Source organism: Bacillus sp. FSL R5-0523, assembly GCF_037975295.1.
Classification (GTDB): domain Bacteria; phylum Bacillota; class Bacilli; order Bacillales; family Bacillaceae; genus Bacillus; species Bacillus subtilis.
In genome coordinates this window covers 257,828-280,988 of record NZ_CP150251.1, presented here as the reverse complement: position 1 = coordinate 280,988, position 23,161 = coordinate 257,828, and the positions used below count along the sequence as shown (strand labels likewise).

General features: G+C 47.3%; 22 protein-coding genes, 1 pseudogene and 1 other annotated feature. Of the genes and pseudogenes, 4 read left to right on the top strand and 19 right to left on the bottom strand.

The genetic code is table 11. The features are described 5' to 3' along the window. Positions 1-5: 5 nt before the first annotated feature. From phoD to cwlJ, 4 genes are all read right to left on the bottom strand, one after another. A complete protein-coding gene (gene phoD, locus NYE53_RS01545) occupies positions 6-1,757 on the bottom strand; it encodes an alkaline phosphatase PhoD (protein ID WP_339246859.1) in 1,752 nt (583 codons plus the stop codon). Between the two features lie 18 nt (positions 1,758-1,775). Further along, the gene (locus tag NYE53_RS01540; RefSeq protein ID WP_282373940.1) at positions 1,776-1,952 is read right to left on the bottom strand and encodes a hypothetical protein; all 177 of its coding nucleotides are present in this window, start codon (positions 1,950-1,952) and stop codon (positions 1,776-1,778) included. 79 nt (positions 1,953-2,031) lie between these two features. Then, positions 2,032-2,763, bottom strand: coding sequence for a VWA domain-containing protein (locus tag NYE53_RS01535; RefSeq protein ID WP_339246856.1), 732 nt, complete (start codon positions 2,761-2,763; stop codon positions 2,032-2,034). 105 nt (positions 2,764-2,868) lie between these two features. Continuing rightward, on the bottom strand, positions 2,869-3,297 hold the full coding sequence (cwlJ, locus tag NYE53_RS01530; RefSeq protein WP_015715185.1) for a cell wall hydrolase CwlJ: 429 nt from the start codon (positions 3,295-3,297) through the stop codon (positions 2,869-2,871). 313 nt (positions 3,298-3,610) lie between these two features. Between cwlJ and NYE53_RS01525 the strand changes: the two genes are divergently transcribed. Further along, entirely contained in the window at positions 3,611-3,997 is a 387-nt protein-coding gene (locus tag NYE53_RS01525) for a YndM family protein (protein WP_003246313.1), read from the top strand. Then, positions 3,957-4,092: pseudogene (locus NYE53_RS01520) on the top strand (hypothetical protein). Before NYE53_RS01525 ends, NYE53_RS01520 begins: the two are co-directional and overlap by 41 nt. Here NYE53_RS01520 and NYE53_RS01515 read toward each other — a convergent pair. The 15 genes from NYE53_RS01515 to glnK form a co-directional block, all read right to left on the bottom strand. After that, the gene (locus tag NYE53_RS01515; RefSeq protein ID WP_080121049.1) at positions 4,053-4,739 is read right to left on the bottom strand and encodes an ABC transporter permease; all 687 of its coding nucleotides are present in this window, start codon (positions 4,737-4,739) and stop codon (positions 4,053-4,055) included. The pseudogene NYE53_RS01520 and the gene NYE53_RS01515 sit on opposite strands and share 40 nt — an antisense overlap. Before the next feature lie 18 nt (positions 4,740-4,757). Beyond that, positions 4,758-5,681: an ABC transporter ATP-binding protein gene (locus NYE53_RS01510; RefSeq protein ID WP_339246854.1), complete on the bottom strand. Its 924-nt coding sequence runs from the start codon at positions 5,679-5,681 to the stop codon at positions 4,758-4,760. Positions 5,682-5,772: 91 nt separating this feature from the next. Next, entirely contained in the window at positions 5,773-6,708 is a 936-nt protein-coding gene (gene ycbM / locus NYE53_RS01505) for a two-component system sensor histidine kinase YcbM (protein ID WP_339246852.1), read from the bottom strand. A 1-nt stretch (position 6,709) separates the two neighbouring features. Beyond that, positions 6,710-7,390 (bottom strand): two-component system response regulator YcbL, encoded by a 681-nt coding sequence (ycbL, locus tag NYE53_RS01500; RefSeq protein ID WP_339248472.1) that lies wholly within the window; start codon positions 7,388-7,390, stop codon positions 6,710-6,712. Between the two features lie 96 nt (positions 7,391-7,486). Then, positions 7,487-8,425 carry a DMT family transporter gene (locus NYE53_RS01495; RefSeq protein WP_339246849.1) on the bottom strand — a complete coding sequence of 313 codons (939 nt, stop codon included), beginning with the start codon at positions 8,423-8,425 and terminating at the stop codon, positions 7,487-7,489. A gap of 20 nt (positions 8,426-8,445) precedes the next feature. Further along, positions 8,446-8,607 (bottom strand): anti-TRAP regulator, encoded by a 162-nt coding sequence (gene rtpA / locus NYE53_RS01490; RefSeq protein ID WP_003234807.1) that lies wholly within the window; start codon positions 8,605-8,607, stop codon positions 8,446-8,448. A 96-nt stretch (positions 8,608-8,703) separates the two neighbouring features. Then, positions 8,704-8,951, bottom strand: a binding site (T-box leader). 56 nt (positions 8,952-9,007) lie between these two features. After that, positions 9,008-9,928, bottom strand: a complete 921-nt coding sequence (gene mphK / locus NYE53_RS01485; RefSeq protein WP_339246846.1) for a macrolide 2'-phosphotransferase MphK — start codon at positions 9,926-9,928, stop codon at positions 9,008-9,010. 277 nt (positions 9,929-10,205) lie between these two features. After that, complete coding sequence (garD, locus tag NYE53_RS01480; protein WP_339246844.1) at positions 10,206-11,738, bottom strand: galactarate dehydratase; 1,533 nt, start codon at positions 11,736-11,738, stop codon at positions 10,206-10,208. A 91-nt stretch (positions 11,739-11,829) separates the two neighbouring features. Continuing rightward, positions 11,830-12,531 carry a FadR/GntR family transcriptional regulator gene (locus NYE53_RS01475; RefSeq protein WP_014475682.1) on the bottom strand — a complete coding sequence of 234 codons (702 nt, stop codon included), beginning with the start codon at positions 12,529-12,531 and terminating at the stop codon, positions 11,830-11,832. Between the two features lie 69 nt (positions 12,532-12,600). After that, a complete protein-coding gene (gene gudD, locus NYE53_RS01470) occupies positions 12,601-13,968 on the bottom strand; it encodes a glucarate dehydratase (RefSeq protein ID WP_339246842.1) in 1,368 nt (455 codons plus the stop codon). A 36-nt stretch (positions 13,969-14,004) separates the two neighbouring features. Next, on the bottom strand, positions 14,005-15,372 hold the full coding sequence (gene gudP, locus NYE53_RS01465; RefSeq protein WP_014475680.1) for a glucarate transporter GudP: 1,368 nt from the start codon (positions 15,370-15,372) through the stop codon (positions 14,005-14,007). 84 nt (positions 15,373-15,456) lie between these two features. Continuing rightward, entirely contained in the window at positions 15,457-16,923 is a 1,467-nt protein-coding gene (gucD, locus tag NYE53_RS01460; RefSeq protein WP_339246839.1) for an alpha-ketoglutaric semialdehyde dehydrogenase GucD, read from the bottom strand. 29 nt (positions 16,924-16,952) lie between these two features. Beyond that, positions 16,953-17,879 carry a 5-dehydro-4-deoxyglucarate dehydratase gene (gene kdgD / locus NYE53_RS01455; RefSeq protein ID WP_014475678.1) on the bottom strand — a complete coding sequence of 309 codons (927 nt, stop codon included), beginning with the start codon at positions 17,877-17,879 and terminating at the stop codon, positions 16,953-16,955. A gap of 227 nt (positions 17,880-18,106) precedes the next feature. After that, entirely contained in the window at positions 18,107-19,051 is a 945-nt protein-coding gene (gene glnL, locus NYE53_RS01450) for a glutamine utilization two-component system response regulator GlnL (RefSeq protein ID WP_041850656.1), read from the bottom strand. Between the two features lie 10 nt (positions 19,052-19,061). After that, positions 19,062-20,294: a two-component system sensor histidine kinase GlnK gene (gene glnK / locus NYE53_RS01445; protein ID WP_072692859.1), complete on the bottom strand. Its 1,233-nt coding sequence runs from the start codon at positions 20,292-20,294 to the stop codon at positions 19,062-19,064. Positions 20,295-20,595: 301 nt separating this feature from the next. Between glnK and NYE53_RS01440 the strand changes: the two genes are divergently transcribed. Both NYE53_RS01440 and NYE53_RS01435 read left to right on the top strand, forming a co-directional pair. Further along, positions 20,596-21,579 (top strand): glutaminase, encoded by a 984-nt coding sequence (locus tag NYE53_RS01440; RefSeq protein WP_014475676.1) that lies wholly within the window; start codon positions 20,596-20,598, stop codon positions 21,577-21,579. A gap of 22 nt (positions 21,580-21,601) precedes the next feature. Beyond that, on the top strand, positions 21,602-23,038 hold the full coding sequence (locus NYE53_RS01435) for an alanine/glycine:cation symporter family protein (protein WP_021481887.1): 1,437 nt from the start codon (positions 21,602-21,604) through the stop codon (positions 23,036-23,038). The last annotated feature ends 123 nt before the right edge of the window (positions 23,039-23,161 follow it).

Below are 23,161 nucleotides of genomic sequence, written 5' to 3'. Positions count from 1 at the left end.
ACTCCTTAATTCGTGATTTTTGCCCGCTTCTTAATCATTTGTTTTTCGTGGGCTTTGTTGTGCGCAAAGAAACGATCCTCTTCGACCTCATCGGATTGCTTCACCCCGCCTTGGATTGTTGTGGATGATACCTTTCTCAACCCAGTTTGGTCTTTCTGGTAAACGAATGAAGCCCGCGTGGAAATGGCTGCGCCCGGCTCGGTCACAAACGGCATCACCCGATAATCGGCTTTCCACTGGTGAGGCGTCACTGTACAGCGGACATATCCGCGATAGTCGTTAAAGAACTTGATGTGCGGATTTTCTTTTAAAATTTGGTCCGTATCCGCCCGCTTATCCGCTCCGTTCCCTCCGGAAGTGATCGAGGTTCCAACAAATTCGGCTCCGAATATTTTTGAACTTGTCTTCTCGAAATCGACATGCAAATTCGATGCCCAGCTTGCGTGTACATCACCTGTCAGTACGACAACATTATTCAGATTTTTGCTTTTAATGAAATTGATAACCCGTTCGCGCTGAGCCGGGTAGCCGTCCCACGAATCCATGCTGTAGATCGGACTTGCGCTTGTCCCGAAATTCCACTTGGCAAAGAAAATCTGCTGTGCCAGCACATTCCAGTGGGCAGTCGAGCTGCTCAAATTGTTGAAGAGCCACTGCTCCTGTTCTTTTCCAAGCAGGGTCCGATTCGGATTGCGCGATTCATCAGAAGGCGGCTTATTGCCATCGTTATTGGCTTGGTCGTCCCTGTACTGGCGGGTATCAAGCACATTGAAGGACGCCAGGTTTCCGTACGTAAAGTGCCGGTACAGCTGCATATCTGGGCCATTCGGCAAAGAGGAAATGCGGAGCGGCATATGTTCATAGTATGCCTGGTATGCTGCCGCGCGGCGGAGCACGAATGCTTCAACCGACTGTCCTTTTTCAGGTATTTTATTGGCATAGTTGTTTTCAACTTCATGGTCATCCCAAGTTACAACCCAAGGGAATGCCGCATGTGCAGCTTTAAGATTGGCGTCAGAACGGTATTGAGCGTGACGGTTCCGATAGTCTTGCAGCGTAATAATTTCCGCGCTGTTGTGCGTGCGGACATTGCCTGTTTTTGATACATATTCATTTGGGCCGTATTCATATATGTAATCACCGAGATGGAAGACAAGATCAAGCTTTTCCTTTGCCATATGCTTGTAGGCCGTATAATATCCGTGCTCATATTGCTGGCAGGAAGCAAATGCAAAGGTCATTTGCGGCACATTGGCGCCAGGGGCAGGCAGTGTTTTTGTTTTTCCGACAGGGCTTAGTTCATGTCCGGTTTTGAAACGGTAATAGTACACTTTGTTCGGCTCAAGCCCGTCTGCTTCCACATGAATAGAATGGGCAAGACTCGGTTTAGCCATTTCAGTGCCTTTTCTTACGATTTTGCGGAAATGCTCATCCTTTGCGACCTCCCATTTGACAGGCACGGCTTGCTTCGGCATTCCTCCGCCGTTCAGCGGATCTGGTGCCAGGCGCGTCCAGAGCACGACACTGTCAGAAAGCGGATCACCTGACGCTACCCCTAATGTAAATGGATAGCTTGAGAATTTAGGCGCAGCATTTACTTCAAAAGCCCCAACCGACTGGGCAATCGTTAATCCAAGAGAAAGTCCTGCAATCTTCCCCGCTCCTTGAATAAATTTGCGGCGGTCAAACGTATTGTTTTGAAAGCTTTCCTCTTTCAGTTTCTGTACCCATTCATCAAAACGACTGTCGTATGCCATTCAAGATCCCCTCTCTCCTCATTGATCGTCTTCATTATAGGAAATCATTGTTAAACGACTGTGAAGAAGTGTGAACCGATTGTAAGCGCTGAACATCAAAAACAGGTCTTCCCTCACAAGCCTGCCGCTGAAACATGCCGAAAGCTGGCTGAATGACGCGTTTTCTGCATATCCTGTCGTTTGCAAGCCGCCCATTCGGCCTATTTTTCTTCACATGATCTTAAAAAAACAAAAACACCGAGCCATTTCGCAGAATGACTCAGTGCCTTATCAGTTATTTCGAAAACAATCTGCTGAAAAAGCCCTTCTTTTTCGGCTTTTCAGCAGGAGGCTCTTGTTCTCTTACAATCCCTTTTTCCTTCGCTTCTTTCAGCCAAAATGGAAATTCAGCAAGCAGAGCATCATAAAGCTCATCATCAGAAATGCGGTCAATCTCTTCGATATGCAGGAAGTTCGTGTTATCAATGACACGCCCTTCTAACGTATCCAGTTTATTGAGAAAATCAAAATTTCCGTTTCCGATGCCGACAAACTGCCAGAACACCGGTTTATCAGAAGAAGCTTCAATTATCGGTTTGATTGACTTTTTACAGCCCCCGTCATTGATAAAAACAATGAAAGCAGGATACGAGCTCGGTTCCTCCGCAACATATTTGCGCAGCACGTCCTTCATGACTGGCGGCTCATCATTTCTGCCGAATTTATGCAAGCGGTCATTATTTAAAATTTCACGATCGACATAGCCCGAAAAATCCTTTTCTGAAACTGGCTTTAATCGGGAAAATTCATTATCATACACCCATACATCCAGCAAACCGTTATCATCAAACTGATCAGCCACTGCCAAAATCCGCTCCACCACATTTTGAACCGTCCCGTTTTTGTAGAGCGGTCTCATCGATCCCGTCATATCAAGAACCAGTCCAACACGAGCCGTCACCTTCGTTAACTGCTTTTTCTCCAGTACGATCTTTACACTTTTCTTTTGCAGGTCAATTGTTGCCATTCTGTCATCTCCGTCAGCTCTTTTTTCTTCGATTATCTCACAGAAATATTTTCCATTGCATCTTTTCAAAGAAAAACACCGTTCAACTTGAACGGTGTCCTGTCTCTAAAATGTGTTATATACATTTTCACACGTCTCCGCCGTCGGCTGATAAAAGCAGTGTGACTTAAATCTGGCCACAAACGGCTGGTTATACCACTGGGCTGGACAGTCCCCCTCCGGCCTGAAATACCATAAACTAAATTTTGCAGGCCAGCGCCTTTCACCATTAATCGACCGGCGTGCAAGGGCACGCTCGCTATCCCGCGCTCTTTGATAAAAATATCCATGAGTCACAGCCTCAAACGCGTGTGGCTGATAAATCATCTGCCTGATGGTACGGAGGCCTTTAAAATCTGAGCAATTCGCCCGCAGCCGATTAATTCCAACGTTGCCGACAAGCAGCATCCCCTGCTTGCCTTCACCTTCCGCTTCCGCTCTGAGCAGCCTTGCCATCAAATCGACATCCGCACTCGTTGCTCTCACGACCGCCATCACGTCACCTCCCCTTGATCTCTTTTCATCATATTTCATTACTTCAGAAGTGATGACGGAGGGACAGGAGAAGTTTTTAAATTTATTCATCTAAAAACAGCAAACATAATGGGCTGTTGGGCATCAAAGCAGCGTCCGGTGCAGTACAAGCTTCACATTTCCGCTGTCGAAGCGCCGCAGACTCAATTCCTGGATTCACATCATTGACCCCTCCCCAGCAGATTTACACCCGCCTCCGAAAAGAAATAAGGTTTAACTTTTTACATTTGAGGAATTATACATAACAAATCAAATGACAAAAGGAGGAATTGTAATGACACATGTGAAAGCGCTCGCTATTAAAGGTATTATGACGATTATTGTGTTGTATCTGGTGCTTGGTCTGGGCTTTGGGTTCACGTTTGGTGATACGCTGCTAATGACGATTGTGTTAGGGGTTATTTCTTATTTGCTGGGCGATCTTTATGTATTGCCGAAATGGAATAATATGATTGCAACTTTGGCTGATTTTGGTTTGGCCTTTCTCGTGATCTGGCTGATGGGCATGCCGCTTTCTATGGGGATGACTGGCGGTGAAGTTGCATTGGCGGCTTTATTCGGCGCGATTGTCATGGCAATCGGTGAATATTGCTTCCATTTCTATATGATGAGCAAAGAGATTGGCAAGAAGCATTATCTTGAAACAAGAACAGACTCATAATGGAAAGGCCGGTGCTGACAGCATCGGCCTTTTATACCATATTGGGCGCCTTTGTTTACGCATCCTGCTTGTCCGCATTCCTGATCGCCATGTAGGAAAAGAACAATCCGAATGCCGCTAACGATAACGGGATATACACAACAGATGAAATCGAGAAGCCCGGACTTGTTGAGCTGATGAGCATCACAATTACTACAGATGAAATGATGGTCGCCGGAACCGAGTGTCTACGCATCCCAAAAAAGATGGGAACTAAACTGGTTCCAGCGGCGCCAAAAGCGAAAACCGCCATTTTGACCGCCTGTTGAGAAATGATCTCGGAAGTGAGCTCTCCCGGTATGAAATGGTAGATCGAGTTCAGCCAAAAGAAACCGGCGGCTATGAGTATATTTGAAAGTAAAATCGTGATAAACGTCAGTCCGCCCGCGATCATGAGCTTAGCGGTGAGCAGCTTTTTACGGCTGATCGGGTACGTGAACATCACGAGAATGGTTTTGTTTTTATATTCCGAAATCACCAATTTTACGATCAGCACAGCGCCAAATACGATAAATACCGCTCTGACGAAAGTGCCGATGATGAGGAATGCTTCATCCGTACTTTGGAACGAAACCCCGCCATCGGCTTTTTCGGAATAACTGATCAGCCACATAAAACCCATAATGATCACGTTGGCAATAAGGGCACCTCTGATATACCAGCCCATTTTCATTTTTCTTAATTCGATTCTGATCAAATTCATCAACGTGTCTCTCCTCCTTTACGCACTGATGCTGTTGCCGTTGATCAATTTGATAAAATAATCCTCCAGCGACGTATACTTTCTGTTCAATGATTCAATGTCTACATCATTTAAAATCAGCGCTTTGGATATAGCAGCCTGAGAGGCTTCAGCCTCGTAAATTCGAATCGTTTTCTCATTTAATATTTTAAAGTTGGTTAATTGCAGCTCTTTCTCCAGCACAAAGCAGGCCCTTGTCTGATTCGATGTAACAAGCTCGATGTATTCAGTGTTCTGGCCCCTGACATCCTCCATTGATACCTCTTCAAGCAGCCTGCCGTCCCGAATGACGCCGATTGTGTCCGCGATTTGTTCGATTTCACCCAGCAGGTGGCTTGAGATCAGCAGTGTCATCCCGTACTCTTTGCTCAGCACTTGAAACAATTGCCTGATTTTTTTAATGCCGAGAGGGTCAAGCCCATTCACCGGCTCATCCAGAATAAGCAGATCCGGCTTTGTAAGGATGGCACGCGCAATTCCAAGGCGCTGCTTCATTCCGAGGGAAAAGGTTTTGACGGGTTTTTTGTCGATTTGTTTTAAATTCACCATATCCAGCACTTCTTGTATGGCTTTTTTATTGTGGTATCCCATATATTCACAATGCAGATCTAAATTTTCTTCAGCTGTCAGGTTTTCATAAAAAATCGGATATTCAATCATGCTGCCGATGTTCCCCAGCACCTCATATGACGTGTGGGTGAACTTGTTCCCAAGGATGATGATTTCACCGCTTGTCGGTTTGACAAGGCTCGTCAGCATTTTCATAATGGTTGTTTTCCCCGCGCCGTTCGGGCCGAGAAAGCCGTAGATTTCACCTTTTTTAATATGCATGCTGACATTGGATACGACCTCTATGCCCTGATACGTTTTGGTCAGCCCGTTTGTTTGTACGATATAAGTCAACTTTGTTTCTCCTTCCCTCTCTTTTCCTGTTTTCTATTGTAGCGGCGAGCCCTGTCATTTTTATTTCTCAAACCTTAAGAAATTCTTACGATTAATATGTCATGCGTTTCAATGTGATCGTTAATGCAGTCCGTTCGTACGGCTTGCTTTGGACGGATATGGTGCCTCCCATTTTTTCTGTAAGCCGTTTTGTGATGGTTAAACCCAGTCCGCTTCCTTGAAATGCTTTATTTCTGGATTCTTCCAGTGTGTACAGCCTCTCAAACACGCGCTGCTGATCAGTTTCACTAATCCCTTTTCCGCGATCCCATACGGTGATGGCGATGTTCCTCTCATCATAAGACAGCGTCAGCCCGATTAACTTGCCGGCCGCGCCATATTGAATCGCATTGGACAATAGGTTTTGCAGAATTCTGTCCAAAGCCTCTTCATTCGCCTGCGCATACACCGGCGTATCCGGGATATCGATGGCTGCTTGAAAGCCTTTTGACTGAACAGCGTCATAATAGTGCAGGATATTTCGTTTGCATATGTCGTTCATATGTACTTTGGTGATCGGGATCTCTTTATCTTCAGATTCTAATTTCGCTAAATCAAAAAAGGAGTTGATCATCTGAATGAGTTCATTCGTTTTCTGGCGGAGCTTCTCCAGCAATCTTTCCCGCTCTTCGTCCGGCATTTTCGGGTCACTTTGAATGGCTTCGACATAACCGAGAATGACCGTTAACGGCGTTTTCAGGTCGTGCGACATATTGGTCAGCATCCGCTTCATGGATTGCTCTGTTTTGGCAAATTGAGCGCTGATCTGCTGACGATTCTCAACGATAAGATTGATGTTAACAAGCAAGTCTTTGAGCGCATGATCGTCTGTAGGAAGCAAAATTTGTCCTGCCGAATCCCGGCTGAGCATGTAGCTAAGCTGGTCAGCCGTGTAAGCCAGATTCCCGTCCCGCTTCTTTTTCATTATGAATTGAACCACATTCAGACACGCCAGAGCGATGACAGCGGCCACCCATAGCACTGTCATTCTAAAACTCTCCTAATTTATAACCGATGCCCCATAGCGTTTTAATATATTGAGGGGAGGAGGGGTCATCCTCAATCTTTTCTCTGAGCCGCCGCATATGTACGTTAATGATGTTCTGATCATCAAAGTACTCTTCATTCCAGACGGAACGGTAGATTTGTTCTTTCGTAAACACTTTTTTAGGATTTGATGCAAATAAGCACAGCAGCTGCCATTCTGTTGACGTCAGCTGGAGCGGTTGTCCGTTTTTCAAAACGGAAACATTGTCTACGTCTATCGCAAGCTGGTGAATCCGGATCACCTTATTCACAGCCGGCTCCTCTGCCGAATATTGCGTCGCCCGCCGTATCGCGGCTTTTACTCTGGCTGTCAACTCAATCATCGAAAACGGTTTGGCGATATAATCATCCGCCCCAAAGCCCAGTCCCAATGCCTTGTCCACATCTCCGTCTTTTGCCGAAATCATTAAGACCGGTATATTGCTTTTTTCCCGGATGATTTTCAGAAAATCTATGCCGTTCAGCTTCGGGAGCATGATATCAAGGAGGACCAAATCGTATGAACCCTGCTGAAACAGCCGGATGCCCTCTTCTCCGTCGAAAGCATGCACAATTCCAAAGCCTTCTTTTGTTAAATAATGATCCACCATTTCACTGATTGAGTGGTCGTCTTCTACAAGCAATATGCGCTGCATCTTCTCACCTAACCTTTACAAAATCAAAAAACACACACGTAATTACACTTATTGTAATTGAAAAACGTGTGTGTTTTATAAAAATTATTCTTTTTTTCCTGTTTTCAGCTTCCTGTATTCTATGCCCGTAATGACAAAGAATACGGCAGCGCATCCAATGACTTGAATAAGCCCGAGCCGTTCACCGAGAAATAAAGCTCCATAGAAAATCGTCAGGATAGGCCCTGCCATTGAAATGGCGGCGGCTCGCTGTGCCCCGATTCGTTTTATGCCCTCAAGCATTAGCACAAATGGAATCACAGTGGTTACGACTGCAATTACCGCGAACAAACCATACATAGAAAGCGGATATGCTGCCATTGGCGTATTCATGCCAGCCGCCGATTTTATCCCTGTGTAAAGCATCATGGCAGCTCCAGCAGCTGTCATCCCGTATGCATTGAGACGGATCCCCCCGATTTGATGGACGAGATGCCCGGAAAGGACAAGATAACCAGCATAGACCGCCGAAGATAACAAAATGAATACAGCTCCAATCATATTCGCCTGGAAAAGCTCAGCATTCCAGCCGCCCAGCGCCAAGAAAAGCCCAAACATGACCGCCAGAACTGCGAAAAGGTCCTGAATTGAGGACATTTTCCGGTCACGACACGCGGTGAATCCAAACACAAACAACGGATAGCTCATCAGCAATATACGTTCAACCATTGCGGATACATGGTTCAGCCCGATAAAATCAAGCAAGGGAGACAGAAAAAAACAAAACACTCCCGCGCCACAAGCCTTCCATAGGTCTCCTTTTTTCTTACCGTCTGGCATTGGAGGTCGGTATATTAAAAAAATCAGCCAAAACAGCGGAACAGCCAGCAGCTGCCTGTATAGCAGCACGGCATCTGGCTCAGCACCCATTTGGTATGCCCATTTTATCCAAATCGATTTAGACGCAAAACAAACTGTTCCGATCAGCAAAAAAATCGTACCTGCTGCGGCCTCACGAATCTTACTCTGCTCTTCTGCTCTCATCTCAGCTCAGCTTTTCTCCTTTACTTATTCAAATGCTTTTGGATAAAATCCAGAAGCGTATATCCTTGAGCAGTCAGAATAACACCTTTTCCGCTGCAGGCCGGGCAAGGTGTTCCTTCGATTTCTCCCGCTCTTTCACATTTAGGACATGCGACCTCAAGATCATCAGTTGCAATGACCATTTGATATCCTCCTTTCTAACTCATCTGCTATGCCACCACCAGCCATCGTCCATTGGCCGTCACCTCCTTTAAGAAACACAAAAACCCCCGTCCTATGCAAAGGACGAGGGTCTCGCGGTACCACCTTTATTAACAGCTATACAGCCATTCACTCTAAGTACAGAAAACCTATGTTTCGATACTCCTCTCTTGGTAACGGGGAGAGAAACCCGGCATCGCCTACTATCCGTTCAGCAAAGCAATTCAGAAGCCCATTCGGCATCAGGGGAGGATCGGTTCACACCTGCCACCGACTCTCTGAACCTCCATTCTGACACGTACTTGCTCTTCCTCACGATTGTTGATCCGTTCTATTATTTGTAGAGTTTATAATACTCGGTTCATGAAACGAAGTCAATTCTTAATCCGATGTTACACCGAGTGCTTCTAGCGCCATATTGACGTGCTCCTCCTGCTGTGTTTGCAGAGCGAATTTAGCTATTTCCAACGGGTATGCCGCTTGCATCTCTGAGATGTGTTCCTGCATTTTTGCCCATTTCCGGCCGCCTGCTTGATCATAGTATTCAAGCAAACGGGCAGTTTCTTTTTCTCCGAAAATGGTTTGATAAAGAACAAAATCCTTAGCTGGGTCAGCAACCTTCGCTTCTGTCCAATCCAGAATTCCTGTGACACGTCCATTTTGATCGATAAGGATATGCGGCGGGTGGAGATCGCCGTGTATCAAAGAAGAGAAACCCGGCCAGTATGCATCATCATCTATCCACTTTTGCCATCTTTCCCAAAGCGTCGTAGATACGCCAAGCTTATTCTTCACATCAACCATAGAGTCTGCTGTCATTTGCCTGAAATCTTCTGGACTTATCACTTCTATTCCGGATTGCCCAGCAGATATTTGATCCGTGCCATGTAATTCAGCCAGTATGTCGGCAAGTGTGCGGACAAAGTCGTCTGACGGCGGCTGATGATTCATATTCCAAACATATTGCTTTTGTTCCAAATCAATCCCGGCCGCCGGCGTTCCTTTTAACATGGGGTAAGCGATCAATTCCGGCGTGTGAATTCTCCAATCCGGCACATCAGCAGTCAGATTCGCGCGGAGAAAGGCAAGCGTTCTGCCTTCTGCAGATGCTCTTTCCACAACATCACTTCGCCGCGGTTTTCGCAGCACCCATGGCATACCTGTGTCGTCCTTGGCAAATACAACTTGAAAGTCCATTCCGGTTTCATTCAATTGCGCGTTCTCAGAATGAACCGTCAAACCTTGGCTGCGTGCAAGCCCGACAATCTCAGTGATAAGCTGTTTTTCGTTAAGGTTTGTCATCCCATTTCCCCTTTCTCATGCTCCGGCCTGCAGTAGAGAGAAGGGATGCTTGAAGGCACAAAAAAGGGCAGGCACGCCACCCTCTTTTTTGATAATCATGTAAGGGCTCATACATAGGCGGATTCATCCCGATTCTCTCGCATTCAGGCGAGAGTTGTTCACTATTGAATTCGTGTCACTCGGAATCTCATGAATGCCATGCTGGAACCCCTCCGTTCTTTGTTTGTTGATTATCATTTTACATCATATTCCAATTTCAATCTACTAGAACAATAAATCAAGTCACTGGAGCAGGATTAAACAAGCACAAATCATTATGAAGGCCCCAACGGTCCGCCCACGTTTGTTTGCGGCCGCTTGCCACATCCAAAATCGTCCTGAAGATTTCCCAGCCTACGTCTTCGATACTGGCTTCTCCTGTCGCGATTCGGCCGGCATTGATATCGATTAAATCCGCCCAATGCTCAGATAAGGAATGCCGTGTCGATACTTTCAGCACCGGTGCAGCAGCAAGGCCGTATGGTGTTCCCCTTCCTGTCGTAAACACCTGCAGATTCATACCCGCAGCCAGCTGCAGGGTGCCGCACACAAAATCGCTTGCCGGTGTCGCCGCGAACAGCAGGCCTTTTTGCTCCGCTCTTTCACCAGGGCCAAGCACGCCGGAGATGGGGCTTGTGCCTGATTTCGCTACCGAGCCTAACGCTTTTTCCACCACATTGGATAATCCGCCTTTTTTATTGCCTGGTGACGGGTTTGCGCTTCGGTCTGCGTCTCCCCGCCGGAGATAGCTGTCATACCACTTCATCTCTTCGATCAGCGATTGTCCGACCTCTTCACTGACAGCCCGCGGCGTTAACAAATGAATGGCATCCCGCACCTCTGTCACTTCAGAAAACAAAACCGTTGCACCTGCGCGAACCAATAAATCAGCCGCATACCCCACGGCAGGGTTCGCCGTCACGCCGGAAAACGCATCACTGCCGCCGCATTGCAGGCCGATAACCAGATCCGAAACAGGGCATGACACCCGGGTTCTGCTGTTCAGCCTGATTAACCGTTCCTCCGCCATTTCCAAAATGGATTGGATCATCGCCGCAAAACCCCGGTGATCCTGGAGCGATAGAATGTCATCATCATTTTCGGAGGCAATTCTTTCCGGGAGGAGCTTTTCACATCCCAATCCGATTACCATTACTTCTCCGCCGAAGTTCGGATGCTTCGCGAGATTTTGAATCGTGCGGATCGGAATAACAGCCTCGGGCGCATTGATCGCCACGCCGCATCCGTATTGATGATGCAGCGGCACAACGTCATCGACATTTGGGTATTTCGGCAGCAGCTCTTCTTTTATTCGTTTGACTGCATAATCCAAAACGCCAACAACACATTGAACACTTGTCGTGATGCCGAGGATATTTTTTGTCCCCGCACTGCCATCCGCATTTCGGTATCCTTCAAACGTGTAGCCTTCAAGAGGGGGTCGCGGCTGCGGCACCCTGTTTGCGAGAGGAAGATCGTCTAACGCCGGAGGAGCGGGCATCCTCACGAGGGCTTCCCGTATCCAGCTCCCGCGTTTGATCGTCTCATCAGCAAATCCGATCACCTCTCCGTAACGCACGATCTCGTCCCCTTGATTGAGATCGGTGAGGGCCACCTTATGGCCTTGAGGAACATCCTCTTCAAGTACGAGCCCGCATGAGAAAACAGTGCCCTTTGGCAGTCCTCCATCATTTACAATAATCGCGGTGTTATCTATTTCATGCACTTTGATGTAAAGGGGCGCTTGGTTCTTCCTGAGGTTCATCGCCATATGAAAATCACTCCTCATATCTTAGTAAGCGTTTTCTAAATTGGTTTTAAAAAAACCGCAGCTCTTACGTTTCAACTGCGGTTGTTCACCATTATTTTTCATCCATTCCTTTTAGAATTTTGTCACGGACAAATTTCAGATGCTCATACATGTGGTAATGCGCTTTGTACGGATCTCTTTTAGCAAGGGCGTCGTAGATTTTTTTGTGATATTCGACCGTTACATCTCTCTCCCTGTACGGAATTTGGCTGTCAATTTTCGCATGGGTGATCAGCAGGGACTGAATCATCCCTTCAACGACGGGGTTATTGGCGCTTAACGCAATAATTCGATGGAACTCTTTATCCGCTTCACCATAAAGATTGTCAGTGCTGTTGGCAATATCGTCGATCGTCTTCTGCAAACGCTGAAGCTCTTCCTCATTGATTTTTTCCGCGGCAATTGTCACGAGTCCGAGTTCTAGCGCCATCCGTGCTTCAATGATAGCCGGAAGATTATCAGTGGCCAAGGCAAGCATGACGGAAAACGGCTGCATGCCGATTTTATCGTTGAAATATGTGCCCCCTCGTGTTTTTCTCGTAATGACGCCCAGCGTTTCAAGTGAACTGAGTGCCTCCCGAAGCACCGGCCTGCTGACATGCAAAATGTCCATCAGTTCCATTTCTGTCGGCAATTTGTCTCCGGCCCTCAACTGTCCGCTCGATAATAAATAGACAATCCGTTCGATGACCTGCTTGGCTAATGTTTTCCGATTGACTGTATCGACTTTCAAATCCTCTAAACCTTCGTACACGAACAACTCTCCCTTCAGTTGTTCAATTGTAAGACAAAATAGCGGATATGACAATATTTACAAACAAACTTATCGCACAAGACACGGGCGCTTCCGGTCAAATTCCCAGTTGCGGATCAGGAACTGCATTGGGATCGCGTCATTCCGTGCGCCTAAATTCATTTTCCGGTAGATCTTATGCGCTTTTTCCACTTGTTCCATATCAATATCGACGCCTAGTCCAGGCTTATCCGGCACCTTGACACAGCCAGAAGAAATCTCAAAAGGCTGTTTCGTTAATTGCTGCCCGTCCTGCCAGATCCAATGGGTATCAATCGCCGTGATCCGCCCCGGAGCCGCTGCTGCCACATGGGTAAACATCGCAAGGGAAATATCAAAGTGGTTGTTGGAGTGCGAGCCCCATGTCAAACCCCAATCATGGCACATTTGCGCAACCCGCACCGACCCTTGCATCGTCCAAAAATGCGGATCAGCCAGCGGTATATCGACCGCATGGAGCTGAATCGCGTGACCCATTTCCCGCCAGTCAGTCGCAATCATATTTGTCGCAGTCGGAAGCCCTGTCGCGCGGCGGAATTCAGCCATTACTTCACGAGCGGAGTAGCCATTCTCATCCCCGCACGGATCTTCCGCATACGCGAGCACATCTTGCTTTCCTTTGCATAATGCAATAGCTTCCTCTAATGACCATGCCCCGTTCGGATCAAGAGTGATCCTTGCCTCTGGAAAACGTTTCGATAATGCGGTAACAGCTTCGATTTCCTCTTCTCCCCGCAGCACCCCGCCTTTCAACTTGAAATCCTGAAAGCCATAGCGCTCCTGTGCGGATTCGGCAAGACGCACAATGGCCTCCGGCGTCAGCGCTTCCTCATGGCGCAGACGGAACCACGCACAATCTGACTGCTCATCGCTTTGATACGGCAAGGTCGTCCGCTTTCGGTCGCCGATGTAAAAGAGGTAACCGAGCATTTTTACTTCATCACGCTGCTTCCCTTCGCCCAGCAAAGCTGCGACCGGTTCCTGAAGAAACTTTCCAAGCAAATCTAACAAAGCCGCTTCCAGTGCGGTGACGGCGTGCACAGTGGTGCGCAAATCAAACGTCTGGTTTCCTCGCCCTCCCCTGTCCTGGTCGCCAAACTGCTTTCTGACCGTTTGCAATATCGCCTGGTACGCACCGATAGATTTTCCGACAACAAGCGGCTCTGCCAGCTCCAGTGTGCGGCGAATATGCTCTCCGCCAGGCACCTCGCCGACTCCCTGATTTCCGCTGCTGTCCGTTAAGATTACGATATTCCTGGTAAAAAACGGGCTGTGTGCTCCGCTTAGATTCAGCAGCATGCTGTCGTGTCCCGCAACAGGAATCACCTTCATTTCATAAATTGAGGGAATATTCGATCTTTTCTCTTTTTGAACCTGCTCTTGTATCGGTGAACTCATGCATTTTCCTCCCTTTATAAAGCGCTTTCATAAGTATTAGACAGGCAACGATTGATCGGGGTCTTGTTCTTGTTTCTTTAACACGACCCGTTTGATCGGCCCGACCAGCAGCAAATAGCTTAGGATCGCCGCAATCGCGTTAGCGCCGACAAACACAAGCGCGCCATTAAAAGATCCAGTGGCATTAACAATGTATCCGATAATAATCGGTGTTGTAATCGAGGCAATATTGCCGAAAGTGTTGAACAAACCGCCGCTTAATCCTGCACATTCTTTCGGAGACGTGTCCGACACGACAGCCCAACCCAATGCGCCGAAGCCTTTTCCGAAAAACGCGAGCGACATAATAACAACGACAAGCCACGCTGAATCTGTATAGTTGCAGACAATCATACTGCAAGACAGCAGCATGCCGGCAATGATTGGCACTTTTCTTGCAAAGGTCAGTGAACGGCCTTTTTTTAGTAAGATGTCTGAAACAATGCCCCCAAGGACGCCGCCGGCAAATCCGCACAGCGCCGGCAGGGAAGCGACAAACCCAGCTTCAAGAATAGACATGCCGCGGGCCTGAACCAAATATACCGGAAACCATGTGAGAAAGAAATAGGTGAGAGTCGTAATACAGTATTGCGCGATGTACACGCCAATCAGCATGCGGTTCGTTAACAGCTGTTTGATATACGGCCATTTCGATTCTGTTTCTTGTTTGCTTTTACTGTCATCCATGGAAATCAGCCCGCCGCCCTGTTCGATGTACGCAAGTTCAGCTTCATTAACCTTCGGATGTTTTTTCGGTTCATACACCGTTTTTAGCCAGATGACAGCCAGAAGAATGCCTGCAATACCCATGACAACGAAAACGGAATGCCAGCCGAAAGAGTGGGTAAGCCAGCCCATTAAAGGAGAAAAAATGACGATTGCGAAGTATTGTGCTGAATTAAAAAAGGCTGAAGCTGTCCCGCGCTCGGAGCTTGGAAACCATGAGGCAACAACTCTGCCGTTTCCGGGAAATGAAGGCGCTTCTGATAAACCAACCAGAAAACGCAGTGCAAACAGCAGGATAATCGCTGTGCCGGCGGAGAAAAAGCCAATCGCCCCTTGCAGCAGCGTAAAAAACGACCAGAAAAAGATGCTTAACGCAATGATAGTCTTTGAACCAAAACGGTCCAGCAGCCAGCCGCCCGGAAGCTGTCCGATGACATAGGCCCAGCCAAAGGCAGAAAAGACATATCCCATGGCGACCGAGTCCAATCCCAAATCGTGCTGGACGGAATCTCCGGTGATGGAAAGCGTCGCTCGATCCGCGTAGTTAATAGAGGTCACAAGAAACAGCATAAACACGATGAACCAGCGCACGGACGTTTTTTTGCCCGCCGGTGTAACATTCGCAAAGTCTTTTTTCATAGTATCTTCTCCTTTTCAAAGTAGAGAATCATATGCTGGCTGTGATAAAGCCGGGAAAGAGACGCACGCCTCTTTCCAGCACCATTACGGCTTCACAAAAACGGTTTTGATCGCTGTGAAAAAGTCCTTCGCTGCCTCACCCTGTTCTCGGGAGTGGGAGCTCGACTGCTTCATGCCGCCAAAAGGCGCCTGCAGCTCAACACCTGCGCTTTCTGCATTGATCCGAACCAGTCCGGCATCGATTTCATCAATGAAAGAAAGCATTCGACCGATGTTTTCCGTGAAGATGGATGCACTTAAACCGAACTTCACATCATTGGCGATGTTCAGCGCCTCCTCCATCGAGTCCACCTTGATCAAGGCGATCACCGGACCGAAAATTTCCTCCTGGGCAATTGTCATCTCAGATGTCACATTGTCAAAGATGGCAGGCTGAACATAATAGCCGTTTTGATACTTTCCGTTCTCCAGTTTTTCTCCTCCTATTAAAAGGGAAGCGCCCTCCTGTTTGCCTTTCTCAATGTATGACAGGCAGTTATCAAGCTGATTCTTGCTGGCTATCGGTCCCATCCAGACATCCTCTTTTAAGCTGTCTCCGATTGTAATATCTTTTGTGCGCTGGAGCAGTTTTTCTTTAAAGCGCTCATAAATTCCGCTTTGTACGATGACACGGCTTGTCGCGGTGCATTTCTGGCCGGTTGAACGGAAGGCCCCTGTTATGACTGCTTCTGCCGCAGCTTCAAGGTCAGCGTCATCAGCTACGATAACAGGGTTTTTGCCGCCCATCTCAAGCTGGTACTTGGCTCCCCTCGCTAAAGCGGCTTGCCCGATGATTTTTCCGACTTGATTCGAACCGGTAAACGTAACAGCGTTTACACCGTCATGCTCAGCAAGCCCCTGCCCGACAACAGAACCCGGGCCTGTCACCAAATTGATGACTCCTGCCGGGAGCCCCGCTTCCTCAAAGCAGGCAATGATCTTCGCGCATGTCACAGCTGTTTCTGTCGCCGGTTTGATGACAACGGTATTGCCGTATACCAATGCCGGCGCCATTTTCCAAATCGGAATCGCCACTGGGAAGTTCCACGGAGAAATCACGCCGACCACACCGAGCGGAACACGGGTGGTAAACATGAGCGCGTCTTTGTCAGTAGACGGAATGACGTCACCCGTTTTTCGCATGCCCTCTCCAGCGTAATAGCGCAGAATGGCAATCCCCCGGGCTGTTTCTCCCTTCGCTTCCGGCAATGTTTTACCCATTTCACGCGTTGCACAGGCGGCGATTTCCTCCAAGCGCTGCTCCATGATATCCGCTGTTTTGTATAAGTATTGGCCGCGCTCGGCACCCGTCAGCTTTCTCCAAGCCGTTTTGGCTTCATTGGCGGCGGTGACGGCACGTTCCACATCTTCAGCCGTTGAATTCTGTACATATCCGACAATATCATTCACATCGGCAGGGTTTTCGACCTTGACCATATCGCCTGATTGAGACTTAACCCACTCTCCGTTAATAAAGTTGAGGTACGTGTTTTGTTCCGTGATCACAGACATGCCCATTGCCCCTTTCGTGTTTTTTCTGGTCAAACCGTCGCGGCTTTTTTCGGAAAACGGTCAGCCGCCTGCTTCAAAATTGCTTCCAATTGCTGATAATGATCTTTTTCAACCGGGCCGACAGGCGGTCTGGCTGTATTCCTTACATTCAAACCCATGATTTCCATACCGGCTTTAATCAAGGATACGGCGTAGCCTTTTCGTTGTTTGCGAATGTCGTTGATCGGCAGAATCACATGCCGATAGAGTTCCTTCACCAGCTCGTCATTTCCGTTTTTCAATGCATCATAGAACATTCGCGAAATATGTGGGATATAATTTGAAATCGCTGAAGAGTAAGAGTGGAACCCGATCGGCAGATATGCCGGCATCGTCACTTCAGCCATCGGCATTCCGTTGAGCCATCCCAAGCGGTCGCCGATCGTATAGACGAGGTTGATATTCAAATCCATATTTCCTACCCCGTCTTTGACACCGACAAGCTGTTCACATTCGGTCAGACGTTTGATCTGTTCAACAGAGAGAACTGCGTTATCGCGCTGATAAAGAATCGCGTTCAAGTCAGTGCTTTCAATAATCGTTTTCGCATACTGGTACAGCCCCTCCTGTTCGCCATGCACCAAATACGGAGGCAGAATCAAGTAGCCGTCGGCGCCTTTTTTCTCCGACAGCTGCGCCCATTCAAGCGCTGTGCTAAGGTTGCCGCCCACCCCCGTGTAGACCGGCACCTTTCCTCCGGCTGCCGAGACTGCGACTTCCACCATTTGCTCATATTCCTTCTGGCTGAGAGATTGGAATTCACCAGACCCGCAAGCAATAAATATCGCTTCCAAGCCCTCATTCAGCAAAAACTCAATGTTTTGAAAAAGAGCTTCTTCCTCCAGTTTTCCTTGTGTGTTAAAAGGAGCAACCGGAAAACCTAAAATTCCAGCGGGTGCTTTTCTGATACGGCTCATCAACATAACCTCCTGTTATTTGTGTATACAGCCTCTATCTGTAAGCGCTTTTATTAATTTTTCTTTCACATCCGCTCCTTCCCCATATATCCTTTTGTTTAATTGTAAGACAAATAAACAATAAGTCAATATCTTTATTTTCTGATATTTTATAAAAAAGCGGTAAATCACTGTCCGGCCGGGATTCTGCGCAGCAAAAAAACAGCCTGGTCAGCCGGCTGTTTGGTTTATATCCTTCTTTGTTTCATCGTCTCATGCAAAAGCTTTGCTTCCAAAAAAAACACGTGGATGAATTTTTTCATATTTATTCTAGCAGGTGCAAGGGGTTTTGCATCCTTGGATTGGAGTTCTTTCATTTTCTGGCTGACAACCGGAAAATCAAAGAATTTCGATGCATAGGTTTCAAATTTTGGATTCGAAAAATCAGTTGTGCCCAATGAAGCAAAATGGTGCAGCGAATGAATAATCGCTCTGCGGATACGCTGCTCCGAGGCTTTCATTTCGCGATTGACATCCGTCTGTGAGGCCCCTGTCCCCAGCTTCCGTACCGCTACTTGGGTGAATATTTGTTTTAGCGAAGGGCTTTGTTTTTCGTGCGGCTCGGATTGCTCGTGTTCTGCTAAATACTGCAGGACCGCCATGAGATCATGTGCGCCGCCTTCTCCCATCATACCCAGCTCGGACAACAGGAATGTTCCTGCCTCTTTTAAACCGCTGTCACTCTTCTGCTGGGGACGCGCTTTCCGTTCAGTCCGATTGACAAGCCGGCTTAGAGAATGCTGAATGGCTCCAATCGAGTGTTCAAGCTCGATCCGCTCCTTCACCTTTTGGAGAACCGTAACAATTTCAATGCGGTTAATCGGCTTATGGATAAAATATTCGATGCCGAGCGAGTACGCTTCCCCGACCATTTCCTTCGCCTCCACTTGAGAGATCATTACGATTTTGCCGGAGTACGTATTCTGGATCTGACGAATCGTCTCAATGCCGTCTCGTCCGGGCATTAACAGATCGATTAATAAAATATCAATCTGCTTAAATTGCAGCATATGCCCTTCCACTTGGCTTCCGTCGTCTGCTTCACCAGCAGCTTCCCCGAGATCTTCGTCCTCAATGATCTGCCTTAAAATTGACCGCACCGCACGGTCATCATCTGCAATAAAAAAACGCATAGCTTTCGGTTCACCCTTTCTGAATCAAATGCCGGACAGGCAGCCTGATGGCAAACACCACTCCCCGCTGCTGATTATCAAACGTGATATCCCCTTCTAGCTCTGTCACGATTTCCTTTACGTAGGAAAGTCCGATACCTGTAGAAGGCGTGCCAAATTCGTCATATTTTGAAGTAAAGCCCGGGTCAAACACAATGTCTCCGATTTTCTCGGAAATCCCTGGGCCATTGTCTTCCACCTGGAATTCTACCATACTCTCATTTGGCTTACGGAGCCTCAGGCTGACCATTCCCTCTTCATCCATAGCCTCTACCGCATTTGCTGTTAGATTATTAATGATCGAAAGCACGATAAATACGTGATATTCGTCATGCTCTCCCTCGATCGAGCAGTAAAAATCAATCTGCTTCCCTAGTGCTTCAGCGTACTTTTCATTCATTCGAATCACGAGCTGCAGCAAATCAGAAGCCCTCATATAATCTCTCAAACTCTCATTCGAAATCAGTTTTGAAAGCCCTGCGAATATCCGCTGGTTGTCCTTTTTCACTTCATGAATCTCTCCGGCCAGTCTCAGGATCCTGCCGCTCAGCTGAACATCCTTGCCCTTCATTTCCCGATAGAGCTGATACGAATCGTTTGTCACTTTCTCTGTCGTTTTCAATGTCTTTTTTAGGTGCACCGTTTCTTCATATAAATTGGAAACGATCATCAGCATGTGCTCGTGCTGCTGCCTTGTCTGTTTTTCTCTCGATTGTGTTTCATACAGCTTCAGCACACTATAAAAGCTCATCACAATAAATGTGTGGGAAATCGCAATCACCGCAATGTCAGTGATTTTCTCAGGCGTGACAACCGTATGAAAAATGAGAAATTGCACAGCCAGCTCGACACAATCTGACACAACTTCAATCATAAACCCAATGAAACCGAGCATAATTGGCCGTTCACGGAAACGATTGGCCTTTAATATGGAAAACAGACAGGCGTAAGTCATATAAAAGAAAAAGCCAGACGCTTGATCATACAGAATCGGAGTCAGTCCATTGTGTCCTCCGCCCCATAATTCCAGAAAGACGCGAAAGATGAAAACAGCCGCTCCAGTCAGAAAACCCGGCAGCACAGCGGGCACATGCCGCAACAATGATAAAAAGAAGAAAAAAACCGGTGCCCCAAAGCTGACCCGGAATTCTTCATTGAGGGGATAAAATTTCAGTTCACCGGCCAGCGGCACCGTAATCAGCATGAGGGCCAATATATATCCGTCTTTTTCAATAAACCGTTCCAGTTTTATGTTGATCACATCCTCGCTTTTAATTTTGGGGAATCGGGAGAAAACCTGCAAATTGCTTTTGACCCAGAACATGAGGTTTTTATAAATCTTACTGCTTATTTTCAAAATGTTTTTGTCGTATTTTGTATGATTCCGTAGTCTCCATTATACAGTAATTATACCTTCCGCTATTATGAAAGCGTTTAACGCCCCATTAGCCTTCGTTTTGATACACCTCAGTCCTTTAAGAAAAAAATCAGTGAGGAGGAATTCGATGAAAGAATTGATAAAAGAGCACCAGAAAGACATAAACCCGGCGTTACAGCTTCATGATTGGGTTGAATACTATCGCCCTTTTGCCGCCAATGGACAAAGCGCAAACTATATCCCCGCTTTAGGAAAAGTCAATGATTCACAGCTCGGCATCTGTGTATTGGAGCCTGATGGAACGATGATACACGCCGGCGACTGGAACGTCTCTTTTACCCTGCAAAGCATTTCAAAAGTGATTAGCTTTATTGCCGCCTGCATGAGCCGCGGCATTCCCTATGTGCTGGACCGCGTAGATGTCGAGCCGACAGGTGACGCCTTTAATTCAATTATTCGGCTCGAAATCAACAAGCCGGGAAAGCCGTTCAATCCCATGATCAACGCGGGTGCCCTCACCATCGCTTCAATCCTTCCCGGAGAATCGGCATACGAAAAGCTCGAGTTTCTTTACTCGGTGATGGAAACTTTGATAGGAAAACGGCCGAGAATTCATGAGGAAGTATTCCGTTCTGAATGGGAAACCGCCCACCGCAACAGAGCGCTGGCCTACTATTTAAAAGAAACAAACTTTTTAGAAGCTGAAGTAGAAGAAACACTTGAGGTGTACTTGAAGCAATGCGCTATGGAGAGCACCACAGAAGACATTGCGTTGATCGGCCTGATCCTTGCTCATGACGGGTATCATCCGATTCGACGCGAGCAGGTGATTCCAAAAGATGTGGCAAAATTGGCCAAGGCATTAATGCTGACGTGCGGCATGTACAACGCTTCAGGCAAATATGCGGCGTTTGTCGGCGTGCCGGCCAAAAGCGGCGTCTCCGGCGGCATCATGGCGCTGGTGCCTCCAAGCGCCAGAAGAGAACAGCCTTTTCAATCCGGATGCGGCATCGGCATTTACGGGCCTGCCATTGATGAATACGGCAACAGCCTCACTGGCGGTATGCTGCTGAAGCATATGGCGCAGGAGTGGGAGCTCAGCATTTTTTAAACATGAAAAAAGAGGTGATTGTATGCAGCAAATCCTGGAACATATCGTCGGTATTGCAAATGATCTTTTGTGGTCAAAGCTATTAATTGTTTTGCTCCTTTCTCTGGGAATCTATTTTACGTTCAGGCTTAAGTTTTTACAGGTTCGCATGCTGAAAGAAATGGTCAGGGTATTAAGAGAAGGTGCTGCTTCCCGGTCGAAAAACAGCATTTCTCCGTTTCAAGCCTTTTGCATCAGCATGGCAGCCCGTGTCGGAACGGGAAATATTACGGGCATTGCTATCGCCATTGCACTCGGCGGGCCCGGTGCAATCTTCTGGATGTGGATTATCGCCATTATTGGATCAGCATCCAGCTTTGTGGAAAGCACACTGGCTCAGATTTATAAAGTAAAAGATGTAAACGGCTTCCGCGGCGGGCCTGCGTATTACATGGAAAAAGGGCTGAACAAAAGGTGGATGGGCGCGCTGTTCGCTGTGTTAATCACCTTATCGTTCGGTATCGTCTTCAACTCGGTTCAATCCAATACAGTCAGCCTTGCCTTTGAAAACGCGTTTGGCACAAACCGCCTGACATTGGGACTCATTTTAATTGCTGTATTCGGCACGATTATTTTTGGCGGAGTCAAGCGCATTGCAAAGCTGGCTGAATCCATTGTCGTCGTATTGGCTGTCCTGTATATCGGAGTTGCGTTTTTCGTCATTTTCTCCAACATTACGCAGCTGCCAGGTGTGCTTGCGCTAATCGTGAAAAATGCGTTTGGTTTTGACCAGGCCGCCGGCGGGGCTTTGGGCGCGGCACTCATGCAAGGCGTCAGACGGGGAATCTTTTCAAACGAAGCGGGAATGGGAAGCGCACCGAATGCCGCTGCCACCGCCACAACAAGCCATCCCGTCAAACAGGGGCTGATCCAAGCTTTTGGTGTACTGACAGATACACTGGTCATTTGTACAAGCACCGCCTTTATCATCCTGTTTTCGGATGCCTATCATACTCCGGGTCTGAGCGGAATCGCCTTGACACAAGCCTCCCTCAGCTCCCATGTCGGATCATGGGCATCAGGCTTTCTCGCCATTCTGATTTTGTTATTCGGATTCTGTGCTCTAATTGGAAACTATTATTATGGCGAAACCAATATCGGCTTTTTGAACAAAAGCAAAAAACTGATTTTTGTCTACCGTATCGGCGTGCTGGCAATGATCGTGTTTGGCTGTGTTGCCAAAGTCCAGCTCGTCTGGGATCTTGCTGATTTGTTCATGGGTTTGATGGTCGTCGTGAATTTAATCGCGATTTTCTTACTATCAAAGGTCGTTTTTACAGCGCTGAAAGACTATACACGCCAGAAAAAAGCAGGCAAGGATCCGGTCTTTTATAAAGATGTGCTCAAAAACCATAATGGCATTGAGTGCTGGCCAGTTTCAGACACAAAGACTGACACGCACAACAAACAAATATCATAAGAAAAGGGTGTTCAGACATATGGGCTGAACACCTTTCTCTTTTTGCGTTTATTGACAAACACGTAAGCCTCCATTACGATTTTCATATATTTTTCAAAAAAATCTGAAAGAAGGCATCGGTAC